Annotated in this window: 19 protein-coding genes and 2 other annotated features; of the genes, 1 reads left to right on the top strand and 18 read right to left on the bottom strand. The window is 33.9% G+C overall.

What is annotated here, in order from left to right:
• The first annotated feature begins 44 nt into the window (after positions 1–44).
• A complete protein-coding gene (locus tag ABC346_RS11640) occupies positions 45–434 on the top strand; it encodes a sigma-w pathway protein ysdB (RefSeq protein WP_413234997.1) in 390 nt (129 codons plus the stop codon).
• A 127-nt stretch (positions 435–561) separates the two neighbouring features.
• Here ABC346_RS11640 and ABC346_RS11635 read toward each other — a convergent pair whose 3' ends face one another.
• The 18 genes from ABC346_RS11635 to polA all read right to left on the bottom strand — a co-directional run bounded on the left by ABC346_RS11635 (position 562) and on the right by polA (position 18,499).
• On the bottom strand, positions 562–849 hold the full coding sequence (locus tag ABC346_RS11635; protein WP_413234996.1) for a TIGR04104 family putative zinc finger protein: 288 nt from the start codon (positions 847–849) through the stop codon (positions 562–564).
• 12 nt (positions 850–861) lie between these two features.
• Positions 862–1,629 carry an aminoglycoside adenylyltransferase domain-containing protein gene (locus tag ABC346_RS11630; RefSeq protein WP_413234995.1) on the bottom strand — a complete coding sequence of 256 codons (768 nt, stop codon included), beginning with the start codon at positions 1,627–1,629 and terminating at the stop codon, positions 862–864.
• Between the two features lie 71 nt (positions 1,630–1,700).
• Entirely contained in the window at positions 1,701–2,309 is a 609-nt protein-coding gene (locus ABC346_RS11625) for a TVP38/TMEM64 family protein (protein WP_413234994.1), read from the bottom strand.
• Between the two features lie 70 nt (positions 2,310–2,379).
• Positions 2,380–2,658 (bottom strand): DUF1294 domain-containing protein, encoded by a 279-nt coding sequence (locus tag ABC346_RS11620; protein WP_413234993.1) that lies wholly within the window; start codon positions 2,656–2,658, stop codon positions 2,380–2,382.
• Positions 2,659–2,736: 78 nt separating this feature from the next.
• Positions 2,737–3,093 (bottom strand): 50S ribosomal protein L20, encoded by a 357-nt coding sequence (gene rplT / locus ABC346_RS11615; protein ID WP_017797263.1) that lies wholly within the window; start codon positions 3,091–3,093, stop codon positions 2,737–2,739.
• 40 nt (positions 3,094–3,133) lie between these two features.
• The gene (rpmI, locus tag ABC346_RS11610; protein WP_413234992.1) at positions 3,134–3,328 is read right to left on the bottom strand and encodes a 50S ribosomal protein L35; all 195 of its coding nucleotides are present in this window, start codon (positions 3,326–3,328) and stop codon (positions 3,134–3,136) included.
• A 32-nt stretch (positions 3,329–3,360) separates the two neighbouring features.
• Positions 3,361–3,867: a translation initiation factor IF-3 gene (gene infC, locus ABC346_RS11605; RefSeq protein ID WP_011066546.1), complete on the bottom strand. Its 507-nt coding sequence runs from the start codon at positions 3,865–3,867 to the stop codon at positions 3,361–3,363.
• 66 nt (positions 3,868–3,933) lie between these two features.
• Positions 3,934–4,063, bottom strand: a sequence feature (ribosomal protein L20 leader region).
• 393 nt (positions 4,064–4,456) lie between these two features.
• Positions 4,457–5,965 carry a glycoside hydrolase family 10-like protein gene (locus ABC346_RS11600; protein WP_413234991.1) on the bottom strand — a complete coding sequence of 503 codons (1,509 nt, stop codon included), beginning with the start codon at positions 5,963–5,965 and terminating at the stop codon, positions 4,457–4,459.
• Between the two features lie 316 nt (positions 5,966–6,281).
• Entirely contained in the window at positions 6,282–8,222 is a 1,941-nt protein-coding gene (thrS, locus tag ABC346_RS11595; protein WP_413234990.1) for a threonine--tRNA ligase, read from the bottom strand.
• 54 nt (positions 8,223–8,276) lie between these two features.
• Positions 8,277–8,507: a binding site (T-box leader), on the bottom strand.
• A gap of 55 nt (positions 8,508–8,562) precedes the next feature.
• On the bottom strand, positions 8,563–9,408 hold the full coding sequence (ytxC, locus tag ABC346_RS11590; protein WP_413236550.1) for a putative sporulation protein YtxC: 846 nt from the start codon (positions 9,406–9,408) through the stop codon (positions 8,563–8,565).
• 170 nt (positions 9,409–9,578) lie between these two features.
• Positions 9,579–10,505, bottom strand: coding sequence for a primosomal protein DnaI (gene dnaI, locus ABC346_RS11585; RefSeq protein ID WP_413234989.1), 927 nt, complete (start codon positions 10,503–10,505; stop codon positions 9,579–9,581).
• 25 nt (positions 10,506–10,530) lie between these two features.
• Complete coding sequence (locus tag ABC346_RS11580) at positions 10,531–11,865, bottom strand: replication initiation and membrane attachment family protein (protein ID WP_413234988.1); 1,335 nt, start codon at positions 11,863–11,865, stop codon at positions 10,531–10,533.
• 25 nt (positions 11,866–11,890) lie between these two features.
• A complete protein-coding gene (gene nrdR / locus ABC346_RS11575; RefSeq protein WP_413236549.1) occupies positions 11,891–12,364 on the bottom strand; it encodes a transcriptional regulator NrdR in 474 nt (157 codons plus the stop codon).
• A 19-nt stretch (positions 12,365–12,383) separates the two neighbouring features.
• The gene (locus ABC346_RS11570) at positions 12,384–12,770 is read right to left on the bottom strand and encodes a cytosolic protein (RefSeq protein WP_413234987.1); all 387 of its coding nucleotides are present in this window, start codon (positions 12,768–12,770) and stop codon (positions 12,384–12,386) included.
• Positions 12,771–13,142: 372 nt separating this feature from the next.
• A complete protein-coding gene (locus tag ABC346_RS11565) occupies positions 13,143–14,174 on the bottom strand; it encodes a glyceraldehyde-3-phosphate dehydrogenase (RefSeq protein WP_413234986.1) in 1,032 nt (343 codons plus the stop codon).
• Between the two features lie 227 nt (positions 14,175–14,401).
• Positions 14,402–15,001: a dephospho-CoA kinase gene (gene coaE, locus ABC346_RS11560; RefSeq protein WP_413234985.1), complete on the bottom strand. Its 600-nt coding sequence runs from the start codon at positions 14,999–15,001 to the stop codon at positions 14,402–14,404.
• Positions 15,001–15,843: a DNA-formamidopyrimidine glycosylase gene (mutM, locus tag ABC346_RS11555; protein ID WP_413234984.1), complete on the bottom strand. Its 843-nt coding sequence runs from the start codon at positions 15,841–15,843 to the stop codon at positions 15,001–15,003. Before mutM ends, coaE begins: the two co-directional genes overlap by 1 nt.
• 13 nt (positions 15,844–15,856) lie before the next feature.
• Entirely contained in the window at positions 15,857–18,499 is a 2,643-nt protein-coding gene (polA, locus tag ABC346_RS11550) for a DNA polymerase I (protein ID WP_413234983.1), read from the bottom strand.
• Positions 18,500–18,545: the final 46 nt, after the last annotated feature.

Below are 18,545 nucleotides of genomic sequence, written 5' to 3'. Positions count from 1 at the left end.
GTTTAAAACGTATACTATAAAAACAATAACTAGGAGTAGATTACATGCTAGTGATTAGCTTTCGTATATTACTAATAATAGCTATAGGTTTGCTTATTTATACACTTGTACAATACTTACGTAAACCTGAACGCAAGTTAAAACTTGCTCAAAATAATAAACAATTTTATTTATTAGATGAAGAGCAGAATGATAAGAAGAATTTTCAACTCACGTATATGGGTTGTTTGTTTGAAGGAGAAAAGTATTTAGGTGCCACGGAGAACAAATTTGAAGTAGTAGATATTCATGTTACAGTTAAAGATCCACATCAACTTCAAGGGCTTTCAAGAGAAGATTTATTCTTTATAGAAGATGAAATTATTTTTCACTATCCTTATGCTGTGATTACGTGGAAGCATCCAATAAACAAGATTTTACAATCCTCAAAATAGTGATGGGCTCCTGCCCCTGTTTTTACTAGATTGGACATTCATGGGCTGTTTACACCTCACTTTACATTTTAACAAATTCTTCTTTATGAAGTAAGGTGTTACTGCTCATTACATCTTTATCCTTAGACTATATAAATGGTTGTTCTTTGTTTGTAAACTGATAAATAAATGGTAATAAGCTATATATTACGAATAGTATAATTGCTGATATACAAGCGGTTATACTATTATTTACATTAATACTTAACATAACAACTATAAATATTGAACAGATTGGAGTAAATAGAAAAGCGTTATTCCTGCTCTCCTTTGTTAGATACTGCGATTTTTCACATGATGGACATGGTTTAATACGTAAACATAAGTCTTTCCAGGCAAATTGATGTTTACAATTCCAGCAGCGTGGCAACTTCATTTTTTTCCTCCCTCAACTATTCGAAAATTGCGAACGAATAATGTGAAATTCTTCTCTTAGCTTATCAAGCTCTTCAAATGAGATACTTATATTCTCCCCAATTTCATATGCATCTTTAATTTTTTTTAATAACTTCTTTGAGTGTGAGTGATTCCCATTCACGCCCCATCCTGCTGCTTGTTGTTTTGATATAATTTTACCAAAAATTAAATAATATTCAATTCGAAGCAAACTAAGAATACAATATATTGGCTTCTCTTTTATTGATTTTAAACAATCATTATATTCTCCTTGTAATGAAAGGAGATAATCTTTTTTAGGTATGGAGTGAAACAGTTGCCCTATTGGCTTTCCATACAAACACAATCCTGAATTGATTACAATAGTTAAATGAGCCGCTAAATCTGGATCGGTATGAACTTCCATTAGATATGTGTTTACTTCACTAATCGGAGTATTCTCATAAAAATCTCTCCAATACTCACTATAATGGAAATCGTAATTACTAGGGTGCCTCCAATTTTCCAATCCACTTTTTTCTAATACAGAAACTTCAATCGGATAAGGATTCTTCGATTGTGATAAACAATATGAAAGTAATCCATGTTTTTCTTGTAAGCTCAACGTTTGATTAACAATAATGATCAAATCAATATCACTTTTACTTTTTTGAAATCCACCTAATGCGATAGACCCATGTACATAAACACCTTCTAGTTTTCTATGCAAAATTTCTGTAACCCTAGTCTTTATCACATCCAATATTAAATCTAATTCCATCCAACCACTTCCAACTTTTTTGTGCGTATATATCAACAATAACAAAAAACACACGTAGATTCACGTGTGTTTTAAGAAGGAGACCGTGTTAATGAAGTGTGTTGTTGTGAGTCATGTACGGAGAAAAACTCTTGCCATTTGATGATGATTTCTTTTCTTCTTAATAAATATAACATTGGTAATAATGCAACTAGTAATATTCCGATGAACATTGGATTTAAATTAGATATCCAACCTCCTATTGAAGTGTAGACCATTGCGAGTGGTATGCTAGAAAACAATGATGATCGCGCATAATCTTTAAACCCGTTACTTATTTCAATAAGACATAAGGATAATAGATGGAAATGTATAAAAGGGACCAATCGTAATAAGGTAATCTGAGATTTTGTCAGTTCTGCATGTTTGCCTAACAGTTTTTGTTTAACTCCAATCAAACGCTGTACAGATTTTGGAGTCCATCCCATTAAACCGTAGAACAGTAAACTTGAAAGTGTAATACCTATAATTGAGTAAATCGTCCCTGCTACTGGACCAAACAATACTCCACCTGAAATACATATAAATACGACAGGTAAAAATAATAAAGGTCTAAATAAATGAAATATGATAAATAAAAGCGGTGAGAGAACTCCACCCATTTCAACAATAGAAAATAAATAATTTCCTATATATTCCATCCTCCACCTCCTTTGTCTTTACCTTTGATTATACAAAGTTCCATATATCTATATGACAGTAGACGAGCCTTTATGACATGAAAAGTAGAATCCAGCTAAAACTAATCACATTAATAACAATAAGGACAGGTATTCCAATCGTAAACGATCGATGTTTCGTTTTATGTCGAAATGATTTCATACCAATATATATCCCAATACTTCCACCAATGATTCCTAGCAACCAAAATGTTCTTTCTGGAATCCGATAATGTCCACGAACAGCTTTCCTTTTATCTATGTACATCATTACAAAGCCAATAATATTTGCCGCCACTAAATAATATAATATGCTACCCCATTCTTCCATTGTACACCTAGCCTCCCTTTACTTTACATCTGTTTAAAAAAAGACCGATCCTAGTTGGATTCGGTCTTTATCAAACTATTATTTTAAAGCATCTTTTGCTTGAGATACTAACTGACCAAATGCTTTTTCATCACTAATTGCAAGGTCAGAAAGCATTTTACGGTTAATATCAATTCCAGCAACTTTTAATCCGTGCATTAATTTGCTGTAAGAAATATCATGCATACGAGCTGCAGCATTAATACGTGTGATCCATAATTTACGGAAATCACGTTTTTTCTGTCTGCGGTCACGATAAGCATACTGACCAGATTTAATTACTTGCTGTTTCGCTGTTTTAAATAAAGTTCTTTTAGAACCATAGTAACCTTTTGCTAATTTTAATACGCGTTTACGACGTTGACGCGTTACTGTTCCACCTTTTACACGTGGCATAAGAAATCCCTCCTAATTCATTTCCATTTCTACGATTATATTATTTTGGTAGCATGTCTTTAATGCGCTTATAATCTCCAGAAGAAACAAGTGCACTTTTACGTAATTTACGTTTTTGTTTTTGTGATTTGTTTGCAAACATGTGACTAGTGTATGCATGAGATCTTTTTACTTTTCCAGAACCCGTTCTTTTAAAACGTTTTGCTGTACCTTTATGAGTTTTCATTTTAGGCATAATTCATTCCTCCTAGTTATCTACTGTACGAATTAATTTTTTTCATTAATTGGAGCGACCATCATAAACATATTACGGCCTTCCATTTTAGGTTTTGTTTCAATCGTACCAAGGTCTTTTACTTCCTCAGCGAAACGATCTAACACTTCACGACCTAGTTCTTTATGGGTAATCGCACGACCACGGAAACGCACTGCAGCTTTTACTTTGTCTCCTTTTTCAAGGAACTTACGAGCATTTTTCAGTTTTGTCTCAAAATCATGGTCACCAATTCCTGGTGTGAAACGAACCTCTTTTACATTAATGACTTTTTGCTTTTTACGAGCTTCTTTTTCTTTCTTCTGTTGCTCGAAACGATATTTACCGTAGTCCATGATACGACATACTGGCGGTTTCGCATTTGGAGCAACTAGTACTAAGTCAAGATTTCTTGTTGTTGCAATATCCAATGCTTCCTGACGAGATTTTACTCCAAGCTGATCACCGTTTGAGTCGATTAGTCGTACTTCTCTAGCACGAATCTTTTCATTAACGTTCATATCCTTGCTAATAGCCAGCCACCTCCGAAATTATTGTTACTGATCTATTTGACAAGCTTATTTTATGCAATTAAAAAAGTGTCGGTACATACACGCACCCACACATCTCCAAATACAATTAAATAAAAGGTTGGAACCAGTCAACTACCATAATCGGTGTCAATCAGGTGAGAAGCGGGTGCTTCTACTTGTCTTAGATCATTTTATTAACTTTTATAGTGTACCATATCTCGTCTATGACGTCAATACAGCTTCACTAGTTTTTATACAACTGTTTTAGATTATCATGTCATGACAAAACTGTCAATCACCTTTATAAATTTTTTGGGTTGGGACATAGCAAAAAGATTCTTTCAAAAAACGAATGATAGATAGAATAAGCGTAAGAAATACACGGTTACTCCTTGAAAGTCAAAAATCGATTCTTTCCTGAGATGTAATGCTTTCGAGGTCCTCTTTGTCCTGTGGGAGTGAGGCTCCCCAGTCTCCGCTAGAAAAGTGCAGTATATTTCTGAAGCAGGTTTTATAAGCCATTCATTCTGATTTACCTTTTGCGTAGGTACTTTTGTCCCAATCCCAAGATTTACTTCTAATCTTCCAGAAGAATTTTCGTTACGTGTTGTTTTTTTATTTGTACTTTTGTTCGTTCGTCACGATTCTTATTATGGATAAAATAATTACCTGGTGAAAGATCAGTAGCAACAAAATAACCATTCGCATCTGTTTCTATTGTTTTAATTATTTTTCCATTTTTGCCACGTCGTATAACAACTTCTTCAGTAGCTTGCTCACTGATTAGTTGTCCTAATAGATGTCCATGATTCGTCTGACGCCATGAAGGATCTGGCAACTCTGTAGGTATTTCAAATGGTGCACTTCCTTCATTATGTTCTGTTGGTAAGTAAAGCGAATCAATGAGTTCCGATTTAGGAAGACCATCATTGCTCCAAATATTATAAACATACGGGCTTACTCCTTCTGCCATATTACCATTGACAGATGGTGTTAACGCACGATGAATTTGATTCATACTATCCGCTATCGTATTTAAATAGAGTGCTGGTCCAATTATTATACCTCGATTTCTTGGTAAATCTTTTTGCCATTCAATCCATTGATCATAACGTTCAGCCCTTCGTGGGTCTGCATCACTATCGTAATTCATAACATAAGCATAATCTAGATATCCTTCTTGAACCCATGTCTTCCAATTCTGATGTGCTCGCTGAATAGGATCCATATCCCACCAATTCGTTTTACTTGGATCATGAAATCCCCATGATAAAACAGCTGCAGATAGCTCAACATCAGAGTCTACTGCCATAAGCTCCGTGTACACGCGTTTAATTAGTGAATCAACTTGTTTTACTTTCCAAGCGATCCATTCTTGATCATTTACTGGTGGTCGATCAGTACGACCTGTTTCCTCATGAAACCTCGCTAAAGAAGTAGCATTGTATCCTTTCCCGTCTTCGGGGTAACGGATGTAATCCAAATGGACACCGTCTACATCGTAATTTCTTGCAATATCATTTACCATTTCAACTACATGGTTTCTTGCGTCAGGATGACCAAGGTCAAGATAAGGTTGCCAGTACGGTACTGTACCATTAAAATCTTCTGTTACCCATTTATCTTCTACAGCGTCCGGCCCATGTAGATTCCAAATATGTGTTGGATCTGAAGGAGCACCACCGTATACGCTATGCCACATTGGACCTACTACCACCCAAGCATGAACTTCGATTCCCTTGTCATGTGCTTTTGTTAATAAATAGCCTAATGGGTCGAATCCTTCTGGAACAGAAGGATCTTCTGTAAATGGTAAAACATCGCTATGATAATATGCATCATGTCTTCTGCTCACTTGTGCAATAATCGTATTCATATTAGCTTTATCAACATCTTCAACTAGTTCATCAATATCTTCGGGAGTTTTTAAGCCGGGTTCAAAGGCTTGTACCCAAAAAGCTCGTATAAATGGATTTTCTTTTTGTAGAGAAGCTTCTGTGGTGGTAAAAGGTGTAAGAGTGAGGCAAGACATCCCAATCAACATAACAAATACAACAACTACTCCCTTTGTCTTTATCCGTTTCATGTTCTCTCTCCTCCTATAATTTTAATCCAGTACCCTTACCACTTCACCTCCTAATAGATTAGTATTTATTTCTACCGCTCTAGAAGACGATCGTTTCTTGGCTGGATGCGAGAGAAAACATATCTTTCTTATTATTTTTTAGTTTACTATCTCATATTATTGGAAAAAAAGTGCCAAAAGTTGCTTTTTTCCGTCTATTGTTGGGCACTTTGTCCTTTAATACATATTTACAACAAAAAACCGAACTACAACGATATTGAAAAACATCACGTTATAGTTCAGCTTTTATTTGAATAATATCCCTTACCACTGATTCTTATTTAATCTTCTTATTATCTACTTCATCCTTGATTAAGTTTAAGAATTGGTTGTATTCCAATGTCTCTGTATCTTGTTCTCCGTATCTACGATAATTAACACTGTTACTTTCTATTTCTTTATCTCCTAATACTAAAGCGAATGGAACTTTCTGTGTCTGTGCTTCTCGGATTTTATATCCAATTTTCTCATCACGTTCGTCTAATTCTACACGAATTCCTTGATAACGAAGCTTTTCTTCCATATCCTTCGCATAATCTAAATGAGCTTGTAACGAAACTGGGATAATCTTCACTTGTACTGGTGCGAGCCATGTAGGGAAAGCACCTTTATATTCTTCAATTAAAAATGCAACAAATCGTTCCATAGTTGATACTACACCTCGGTGAATTACAACTGGTCGATGTTGGTTACCATCTTCTCCAATATACGTCAGATCAAACCTCTCAGGTAAATGGAAATCTAATTGTATTGTCGATAAGGTTTCATCTTTACCTAATGCAGTTTTAACTTGTACATCGAGTTTCGGACCGTAGAATGCTGCTTCTCCTTCAGCCTCTACATACTCTAAATCCATATCCTCCATTGTTTCTTTCAACATTGCTTGAGCTTTATCCCACATTTCATCATTATCAACATATTTTTCTTTATCTTCTGGATCACGATAGGAAAGGCGGAAATAATAGTCTTCAATCCCAAAGTCCTTATAGACATGTTGCACTAATTCCACTACACGGATAAATTCTTCTTTAAGTTGATCCGGACGAGCAAATATATGCGCATCATTTAATGTCATTGCTCGCACACGTTGTAATCCAGCTAGTGCACCACTCATTTCATGCCGATGCATGGTTCCTAGTTCAGCGATTCGAACTGGTAAATTACGATAGCTCCATAGTTGATTTTTAAACACCATCATATGATGAGGGCAGTTCATTGGACGTAATACCAGTTCTTCGTTATCCATCTCCATTGTTGGAAACATATCGTCTTGATAGTGGTCCCAATGTCCACTTGTTTTGTACAGATCTACATTACCTAATACAGGCGTATAAACGTGGCTATATCCCAATCTTTCTTCTAAATCAACAATATACCGCTCTATATTACGACGAATGGTTGCTCCTTTTGGTAACCAAAGCGGTAAACCTTGTCCAACTTTTTGTGAAACCGTAAATATACCTAATTCTTTTCCTAATTTACGATGATCTCTTTCTTTTCGTTCCTCTAAAATTTGGAGATGTTCTTCCAAATGTCCTTTTTTCTCAAAAGCTGTACCATAAATGCGTTGTAATTGTTTATTGTTACTATCTCCACGCCAGTATGCACCAGAAATGCTCAATAACTTAAATGCTTTAATCTTACTCGTAGAAGGCACATGAATTCCTCGACATAGATCAAAAAACTCACCCTGTTCATAAATAGTAACTTGTTCATTTTCTGGAATAGCGTCGATGAGTTCTAATTTTAAATCATCGCCAATTTCTTTAAACCTTTCTTGAGCTTCTTCTCGTGAAACTTCTATCCTTTTAATTTCGAGGTTTTCATCGACGATGCGCTTCATCTCTTTTTCAATCTTAGGTAAATCTTCAGGAGTTAATTTATGTTCCATATCAATATCATAATAAAAACCTTCTTCAATAATAGGTCCAACTCCAAATTTCACATCTTTATACAAGCGTTTTATTGCTTGAGCTAATAAATGGGCAGTAGAATGGCGTAACACTTCAATACCCTCATCATTTTTATATGTGATTATTTCTATTTTTCCACCTGAAGATAATTCTCTTCGTAAGTCTACAAGCTCACCATCAAGTTTGATTGCAAGTGCTTGTTTTTTTAGTCCTGGTGATATGGAAGCTGCAATATCTTCACCAGTGGTACCCACTGGAAATTGCTTTTCTGAACCATCAGGGAAAATAATCGATAAATCTGCCATGTTCATTCTCCTTTTCCATTATAATTAAAAAACGCCCATCCCTTTGCACTATTGCAAAGGGACGAGCGTTGGTATCGTCGTGGTTCCACCCTAATTCCTATCCATAATTTCAACTAGATAGCTTCATTACATCTTTAACGCAGAAATACGTTGTTGATTACTAAATATTTCACCAACAAAGCTCCGAGGTGGTAATTACTTATCTCATAAAGGTATCTTTCAGCCAATGGATTCCTTCTCTAAATTATGAAATATAAATAATCTTATCCTCATCATCACGAATAAATATATAGTCATTTATTCGTATTATAGACCTTTCATATAAGAAAATCAAGCCTGTTTAATCGTTTTTTAAATAGTAAGAAAAAGGAAAATTGCGGGTTGGCTCAAAATCCACCTTTTCTTGGAAGACATTAATAACTGTTAATGTTTTCGGTTCTGATGGATCATCTCCATAAATCTTAATTTTCTTTGGTCCCATAGCAATTAGTGGAGCTAGATTAAATTCATTATCATGTAACCCTACAACATATAATGGTTCTTCACGCATTAACATTCTTAATTCAAGACGCGATAATTGTTTGCCATTGTCATAATAAAACTGGAAAGTATCACCTTGCATAATATGAATAATTTCCATACCAACATCTTTCTTCTGTATGTAGGCACGTAACATATCAATAAATGCTTGATGATCTTCCTCTCTTCTAAACTCATCAATCGCATCTCCAACACATCTTCTAATTTCATCACGAAAAGGTAATAAACGAAAGTTCACTAATGAATCGAAATGAATTTCGGAATTAATTTGAATATTTTCTTCAAACAAATTTGTCAGTAGTCCATGAATATCTTTATTATTGCGTAAATGCTTACTATCCTCGTCCTCCCCCGTCAAAATCCAATTGGTGAGATCAAGTATACGTTCGATTTCTTCTTGCTCCGTATAATAGTACTCTTTAATCATCTTTCGAATCATATTACCTAAACGATGTGTTAATACTACATCTGCCATCGCTTTACTTATTGTTTTACGAAGATCTTCAGCAGGTAATATTTCATCAATCGTTAAATGATTTCCCCAATCTTCATTTGTTTTCCAATTTAATTCCATCTTTCTATTTCTACGAAAGACAGATTCACAAAAACTTACTACTTCTTTGTCTAATTCAAAAAATACTTCCACCAATACATATCACCCTCATCCACAACCGAACTGTTACATTATATGGACAACCATTTAAAAAAATGAATAAACTACTCAAACTAGCAAATGGTTTTATGAAAATAGGTATGAATGTATTAAAAAATACCTTTTACTGAACTGCTTTAGTAGAGTTCAATAAAAGGTACCCATTAGTCACGGCGATTCGGACCACTCATCTTCACATCTGTGGTAACTTGTTTAATCCGCTCAATAATTCTTCCTGCTTTAACTTGTTCTACTCCATTCCTTGTTGTAGATAATTCTTGTTCTAGTTGATCTAAATCATAATTAGATGTAATAAAAACTGGTAAACCTTCCATCATCCGGTATTGTAAAACAGAACCTAATACTTCATCACGGAACCAGGCAGATTGCATCTCAGCTCCCATATCATCTAACATTAATACATCTGCTTTTTTAAAGAAATCTATTTTTTCATTGAATGAATCGTCTTTAAAAGATGATTTAATTTCACGGACAAACTCCGGCATATATATTAGTGATATTGAGTATTGAAGTTTTTTTAGTTCATTAGCTATTGCACCTAATAGATAAGTCTTTCCGACTCCAAACGAACCATATAAATAGAGTCCCTTTTTGGGTAGCTCATGCTTGGAAGCTTCTAAAAAGTCAAGAACATTCCCTAATGCATTTGATCGGTGCTCATCCTGAATAACATCAGATATTCTTGCTTGAAGAATTTCTTTCGGCATATAAAGACTTTGAATAAGCTTTTGTTGCTGTTCGTTTTGCTCTTCGTCTATTCGTTTATGGCACTTTTCATAACTTAACCGAATTTCATTTTTGCCAGCTTCCAAAACAGGAGAATATCCTTGTATCATATTCTGACACCCACCAAGCGATTTACATCGTTCACATTGCTTGGACTGAGATTTATATTCATATAACTTTATTAAATGTTTATCAATAACTTCACTTGTTAACTCTGGGTGGCTAGATAAAAAATGCTTAATGGATGGGTCTTCTAATACTTCTTTCCTGATGTTTTGATAATTTGTTTGGAAGTTTTCGTTTTTTTTCATCCATGCTTTCAATTCTGATTGTATCGGTTTCACACTCAACCACCCTTATACATCTTGATTAATTTTCATTTAAATATTGTTTTAACCTTGATGCTATTTTTTCTTGATCTTCCATCGAAGAATTTGTTTTTCCAGAAGTTACTTGTGATTTATTTTTTCGCTCTTTAAACCAATCGGGAATAACTTCTTTTGTTGTAGTTTGACGTTGTCTCGTATAGTTATTCATCTTAACTTTAGAATGAGATTTCTGCTGTTCTTGTCTAGCAAAATTCATTGCATCACTTGCCGTTTGAAGATTTAACCTAGACCAATGACTAGCAATTTTCTCTAAATATGCTTTTGAAAGTTTCATATTCGATTGCAGTAATACGTAATGAATGAGCACATTCATTACTGGTGCTGGTAAATCTTGTTTTGTCATTACAGACTCAATTACTTTAATATCTTGGTCAGAAGCATCATTACCTCTTGATAAGTCTTTCAACAATTGTGTTGGAGATATTCTTTCTAGTTCATAAATTAATTGCTCTTTTTTGGTTTTGGGTTTCGTCACTTCATATATTTTATCCTGATTATTTTTTTCAGATAGCTGAACCGATTGTTGATTATTTTTTGAACGAAAAATATCATGACACGCTGCTTTAAATTCTTTTTGATCAAACTGATATGATTCATTGATTGCATATTGACAAGCACGTTCAATTTCATGACTGTCCAAATTATATAGAACTTTCATCTGATAAATAAGACGCTTGATAGCAGTTGTTAAAACCTGTTTAACTGGTATCATTCGTTTGTATAACATTTGCTCTATCCAACTAAAATCCATTGGAACTTCATATTCCCCTGAATTATTTTGACTATTATAATTATCTATTCTAGCTACTTTTTCTGAAGGTGTTACTGTTTGGAAGACATCACTAAAATCAACCGTTATTTCTTCTCCATATTCTCGTTCTTTAGGAACATAATGCGAAAATAGCATATCAAATTTTTGATCTCCAATATGATGTAATAACAATTGAGATAGCATATCATCTTTAAAGAAATCATGTGGAGCATATGGACTCAACAATTCATATGTATAAAAATCACGATTATCTTCTTTATATTTATATGTTTTTAGTAAACCTATCCCTTCCAATTTCAAACGAGATCGGTAAATATCATCCAATGAAAGATTAAGATAATTCATCAGTGTGTGATGTGTCTGTGGGGATACATGTGCATGGATACTTGAGTCGTGTAATAGGGTATGATACAGAGAAACAGCATAAATTCCAATTAATGGTTGATATAAATGAGTTAGTGAAACGGCGTAATCAACAGGTAAATGTTCTTTTCTCATAACATAATACCCATCAATAGGAAGAATCTTCCCTATAAAATTCATGTAATCATACACCCTTTCTACTTTTTCATTTATCTTTCATCGATTTATCCGTATTAATAATATCTTTTAATTCATCCAAAAATACTGTGATATCCTTAAATTGGCGATATACAGATGCAAAACGTACATACGACACCTCATCTACTTTAGATAAGAGTTCCATTACCATCTCACCAATGGAGTTACTCGAAACTTCTGGATTTCCTGCATTCCGTAATTTTTTTTCTACTTCCAGCGCTATACTTTCTATGGTTTCTAGGGCAACTGGTCTTTTTTCACACGCACGAATTAACCCACGAGTTAGCTTTTCACGCGAAAATTCTTGACGCACGCCATCTTTCTTTACCACTATTAAAGGAACTTCTTCAATTCGTTCAAAAGTAGTAAATCGAAATCCGCACCGTTCACATTCCCTACGCCGTCTTATTGCTCTCCCCTCTTCTATCGGTCGAGAGTCTAGAACTTTGGTATTCTTATTTTGACAATTGGAACATCGCATCATTGTTCATCTCCATTCTCTAATGTTCCGTAATTAGTTCAAGTTCTTTATTCATATGTTCATATAATTCTTGAATTACTTTAGAACTATATCCAAAATCTATTTGTAGTAAACTTTCTGTGGTCACAGAAAAATCAACAGCTGTATGATAAGGGCGCACCATAATAATAGTTGCAACTACAAAGACACTCTTGCCTTTTTTTGATGTTGCACTAATTTCACCATGTTCCTTTGAAACTGCATTGATAGAATATGTATCTTTCGATTGAAAATAGGACTCAATGACTTTCATTACGGAGTCTTTGCTTGCTTTATAGTAATGGGTCTGCAACTTTTTTTCCTCATGACGGTCTTTTGTTTCTGCATGATTACTAAAAAACTTCCTTATCTTATAGCCGATTGACATTTGGAAACACACCTCAAACGTTCATAGAATTAGTATAACTAATTATTATTATTCTATTATTTTAACATGTTTTTAACAAATGCTCTAGTTAAATTAAAATAGTGTCAATTTTTAAAAGTGACAATTTAAGATTTTAACAATAAACGGATAGAACCGTCAATCATAAGTGTTTTGCATCTACATAAAACAATCTATTTCAAGAAAAGTTCAATCTTATTCTTTGAAAAGAAGTTAGTTCATTTAGTAGTCATTTTTCACGCAAAATAAAAACGAACAATATCCAGGAAAGAAATTAACTTATCCTATCTATTGTCCGTTTTTTATTCAATTTCTATTTCTAGTGTTAATAGCTATTCAATATAATTAAAATTTTTATGAGGATACTTTCATTTCTGTTTCTAGACGATCTCCTACATAAAGAGCTAAATCAAGAACACGTTTGGAATAGCCCCATTCATTATCATACCAAGCAATTACTTTTATTTTGCTTCCCTCCATTACAATGGTAGATAACCCATCAATAATCGCGGAAAAATCACTTGTTGTATAATCAATTGATACAAGAGGTTCATCAGAGTATTCTAATACTCCTTTCATATATCCTCTAGATGCATCCTTAAATAATTGATTTATTTGCTCGACAGTAACACTTTCTTCTAGATCAATTACCAAATCTACCAACGATACATTTGGTGTAGGTACTCTTAAAGCCATTCCATGTAATTTGCCGTTTAAATGTGGCAAAACTTCACCAAGCGCTTTCGCAGCTCCTGTTGTTGTTGGAATAATTGATTGTGTACAACCTCTTGCTCTCCGTAAATCTTTATGTGGATTATCTAGATTCTTTTGATCATTTGTAAAAGCATGAACTGTAGTCATTAATCCATTTTTTATCGTAAAATGATCATCAATAACTTTTACAACAGGAGCCAAACAATTCGTTGTACAAGAAGCATTCGAAATTACATCATCACTTTCAGGAATATATGCAGCTTCATTTACTCCCATAACAATTGTTTTATCCACTTGCTTCCCTGGAGCTGTGATGATAACTTTTTTTGCACCTGCTTTAATATGCAATCCTGCTTCTTCTTTCGACTTGAATTTCCCAGTAGCTTCAATAACAATATCAATATCCAATTGTTGCCACGGCAGAAGTTCAGGCTGTCTATTGTTAACGATTTTCACTCTTTTTCCGTCTATTTCCAGATAATCTTCAAACGCTTTCACTTCTCCGTCAAAAATTCCATGAACACTATCATACTTCACCATGTGTGCTAATGTCTCAGATGGGTAACTAGCATTGATAGCAACAACTTCTAACTGATCATCTTGTATTGCTTGTCGAAAAATCATTCGACCTATTCGACCAAATCCAGTAATTGCGATACGTTTTGCATTCATAAGAAATAATCCCCCTAATTATGATATACTCATAATCCATTATGCAAAATTAGTATAACATAATTTAACTTTATTGTGTTAAAAATAATGAAAAAGAGGTATCTTGTCTATATATAAAGTTATCATTATAATCTAACAGGCTATATAAATAAGTTTTTACCTAAATAAAAAAAACAGAGTAATTTATGAATGAACCTCATGTTCATAAATTACTCTGTTGAAATTATCTAATCAATATTCCATGTTTGTAAAACTTGGTCTAACTGCAATTTCGTTTTCTCTATTGATTGATTATTATCAATGACGATATCTGCTAAATCAGCTTTTTCCTTAAGGGGCATTTGTGCATTTATCCGATCAGAAGCTTCTTTTTCACTATAACCATTTCTCTTCATCAATCGGGTAAGTTGTATATTTTCATCTACATAAACAACTAATGTTTTATCAACTAGATTGATTAAGTTACTTTCAAATAATAATGGAATATCTAACACAATACACGGCACGTCTTTGTTGATGTAATCGTCTCTTTTGGATATCATACGACTTCGTACGGCCGGATGGACAATCGCATTTAATTGGTTTCTTTTATCTTCATCAGTGAAAATAATTGATCCTAATTTAGGACGATTTATCTTGTGATCATCTTGAATAATTTCTTTCCCAAATGCTTCTATAACTTGATCATAAGCTTTTTCTCCTGGCTCAACTACTTCTCTTGCAATAATATCAGCATCAATAACTGGATAATTCTTTTCTTGAAACATAGAAGAGACAGTGCTTTTACCACTTGCTATTCCACCTGTTAAACCAATAACTAAAGTCATTATCTCACACCTTGCTTATTCGGTTGGCAAGTTGGACATAAGTGGGTTCCTCTTCCACCAACCTTCATTTTAATAATATCTTCACCACAAACTCTGCATGGTTTGGAATCTTGGCCATATACAAATAAATCTTGCTGAAACATCCCCATATCCCCTTGGGTATTTACATAACTACGAATAGTTGTACCACCAGCTTTAATAGCATCTTGTAATGTTTCTTTAGCATTTATTTGTAACTTTTTCACTTCCTGCTTTGTTAATTTGCTACACCGTTTAAGTGGATGAATATTTGCGCGAAACAATGTCTCATCTACATAAATATTCCCAAGTCCTGTAACGATTGATTGATCTAGTAAAGCTGTCTTTACATATCGATCTGTTCGCTTTAATTTTTCATAAAAGTAATCTAAATTAAATGAGGTGTCAAACGGATCAGGACCAAGTTGATTTAATGGCTTGTGCAAAAACTCTTCACCAATTGGATAGACATGCATTGTACCGAATTTCCGTACATCGTTATAACGTAATTCTTCTCCATTTGAAAAATAGAAAGTTACATGAGTATGCTTTTTAACTGGATCCCCCGGGGAATGGACACTATATTTTCCTTCCATTCGTAAATGGGAGATGAGTACATATTCATCTAGATAAAACAAAAGGAATTTTCCTTTTCTCCCCATCGACCGAACCGTTTGACCGGTAACCAATGCTTTAAATTCCTCAACATCATCTGGATACTTAATCATATTTGGCCACTTAATATCTACATGTTTAATTGTTTTATTGCATACAAACAGCTTCAATGTTTCTTTTATTGTTTCTACTTCAGGTAATTCAGGCATTTATTTCTTCTCCTTACTTTGCATCAAACCAGCTATTTCCAAAGGAATAGTCAACCTTCAATGGCACATTAAGTTCCACAGTATGCTCCATTACCTCTGGCACTATTTCCTTTAATTTGTCTATTTCATTTTCTGGTGCTTCTAAGATAAGCTCATCGTGAACTTGTAATAATAATTTAGCTTGTAACTCTTCTTTCTTCAGACGATGATCAAGGTCAATCATAGCTTTTTTTATAATATCAGCAGCACTACCTTGAATAGGGGTGTTCATTGCTGTACGTTCTGCAAAACTACGCAAATTAAAGTTTCTACTTGTTATATCTGGCAAGTATCTTCTCCGCTTCATGATCGTTGATACAAAACCTTTATGCTTTGCTTCTTGTACAATTTCATCCATATAACTTTTTACACCCGGATAACTATTGAAATATCTTTCGATAAATTTTTTCGCTTCTTTACGAGTAATTCCAAGGTTTTGTGATAAACCATAGTCACTTATGCCGTAGACAATTCCAAAGTTTACTGCCTTTGCTTGTCTTCGCATATTTGATGTTACTTCATCCGCCTCTACATGAAACACATCCATCGCTGTTTGCGTATGGATATCGGTATCTTCTTTAAATGCTTTGATGAGTTTTTCGTCCCCTGCTATATGTGCTAAAACACGAAGCTCAATTTGAGAATAATCTGCAGCAAACATAATCCATTTATCTTTTGAAGGTACAAAAGCTTGTCTAATTTTTCTACCTTCTTCGAGACGAATAGGTATATTTTGTAAGTTTGGTTCAATCGAACTTAACCTACCTGTTTGTGTTAAAGCTTGATTAAATCTTGTATGGATGCGACTTGTATCTTTGCGTACAACCTTCAATAATCCCTCAATATAGGTTGATTGCAGCTTTCCTAATTGGCGATACATTAATAGTTTCGGAATGATTTCATGCTCATTTTCAAGTTGTTCTAATACATCGGCAGCAGTAGAATAACCTGTCTTTGTTTTCTTAATAACAGGTAAACCCAATTTTTCAAACAAGATTGGTCCCAATTGCTTTGGAGAATTTAAATTAAACGTCTCTCCGGCAAGTTCATAAACTTCTTGTTCAAGCGTATCTAGCCGTTCTTTTAGATCCTCCCCCATATCTTTTAATTTATCAATGTCTACTTGAACACCATAATGTTCCACCTCAGCTAAGATAAGTGCTAATGGCATTTCTAATTCTTTTAATAACTCATATTGTTCATTATTTCTTAGTTCTTCTTCCATTTCTGGATGAAGATCATATAATAATTGTGTTTTACGAACAATATGCTCATTCAATATTTCTGATTCAGGAACTTTTTGTTTTGCACCTTTTCCAAATACCTCTTCGTCAAATTGAACATCCGTTCTACCTTTTCGATTGGCAATTGCTGGTATATCATGGTTGTTCTCAGACGGATTTAATAGATAAGATGCTAAGAGTGAATCAAAAATTATTCCTTGGATATTGATATTGTTTCGAAGCAAAGCAACTTTTGTTCGTTTTGCATCAAAAACAATTTTACATTTTTGTGGATCTTCCGCCCACGCTTTGAATATATCAGAATTAAGCGCAATATCAGTTGGAATAAAAGAAGCCTTCTCCTTATTTACAACAGCTACTCCTTCAATTGGAATAAGGTGATAATTTTCACCAAGCATTTCTATATATACTGCATCACTATCAGTAAATAAATCGTTCGTTATATTTTCAACAACTTCGAACTCAATTGATTCCATCTCTTTTTTAGGTTCTTCAGAATCAACTTCTGATTCGTCACTAACTCGAGATAGAAGTGATTGAAAACCAAGATTCTTAAACATCTGAATAACACTCGAAGATTGAAAACCACTATACGCTATTTTTTCAAGTGATACTTCTATAGGTGATTCACGATTAATCGTTACTAATTCTTTACTCATAAAGGCATCTTCGCGATGATTGGTCAGGTTCTCTTTTAATTTTTTCCCAGATACTTCATCTAAGTGCTCGTAAACATTTTCAAGACTATCATATTGTTTAAGTAATTTTGTAGCAGTTTTTTCTCCTACTCCAGGAACACCTGGAATATTATCTGAACTATCACCCATCAAAGCTTTTAAATGAATAATCTGGTCTGGAGTTATCTCCATTTTCTCTTTCATATAGGATGGAGTATATTTTTCGATATCACTAATCCCTTTTTTCGTAACACTTACCGTTACTTGTTCAGAAACAAGTTGTAATAAATCTTTATCTCCTGAAATAACTGTAACTTCCCAATCTTTTTTATCTGCTTGTTTGGATAAAGTACCGATAATATCGTCAGCTTCATATTGGTCAAGCTGATAATATTTGATAGAGAAAGCATCCAGTAATTCTTTAAGAACGGGAAATTGTTCGGAAAGTTCAGGTGGGGTTTTTTGACGTCCACCTTTATATTCTTTATATGTTGAATGACGAAATGTTGTCTTACCCGCATCAAAAGCTACTAACATATGTGTTGGTTTTTCTTCTTCTAAAATGCGCAATAGCATTGTAGTAAATCCATATACTCCATTGGTATAAACACCTTTATCATTATTTAGCAAAGGCAGCGCAAAAAATGCTCGATAGATAATACTATTTCCATCAATGAGCACTAACTTATTTGACATTTGATATACCATCCTCTCATTCTAATCCTTAGCTCTATTTTAGCAT

The organism is Oceanobacillus phoenicis, from assembly GCF_047238145.1.
In the GTDB taxonomy this organism is placed as follows: domain Bacteria; phylum Bacillota; class Bacilli; order Bacillales; family Amphibacillaceae; genus Oceanobacillus.
Note: the sequence above shows the minus strand (reverse complement) of the source record. Positions and strands in the feature narration are given on the sequence as shown.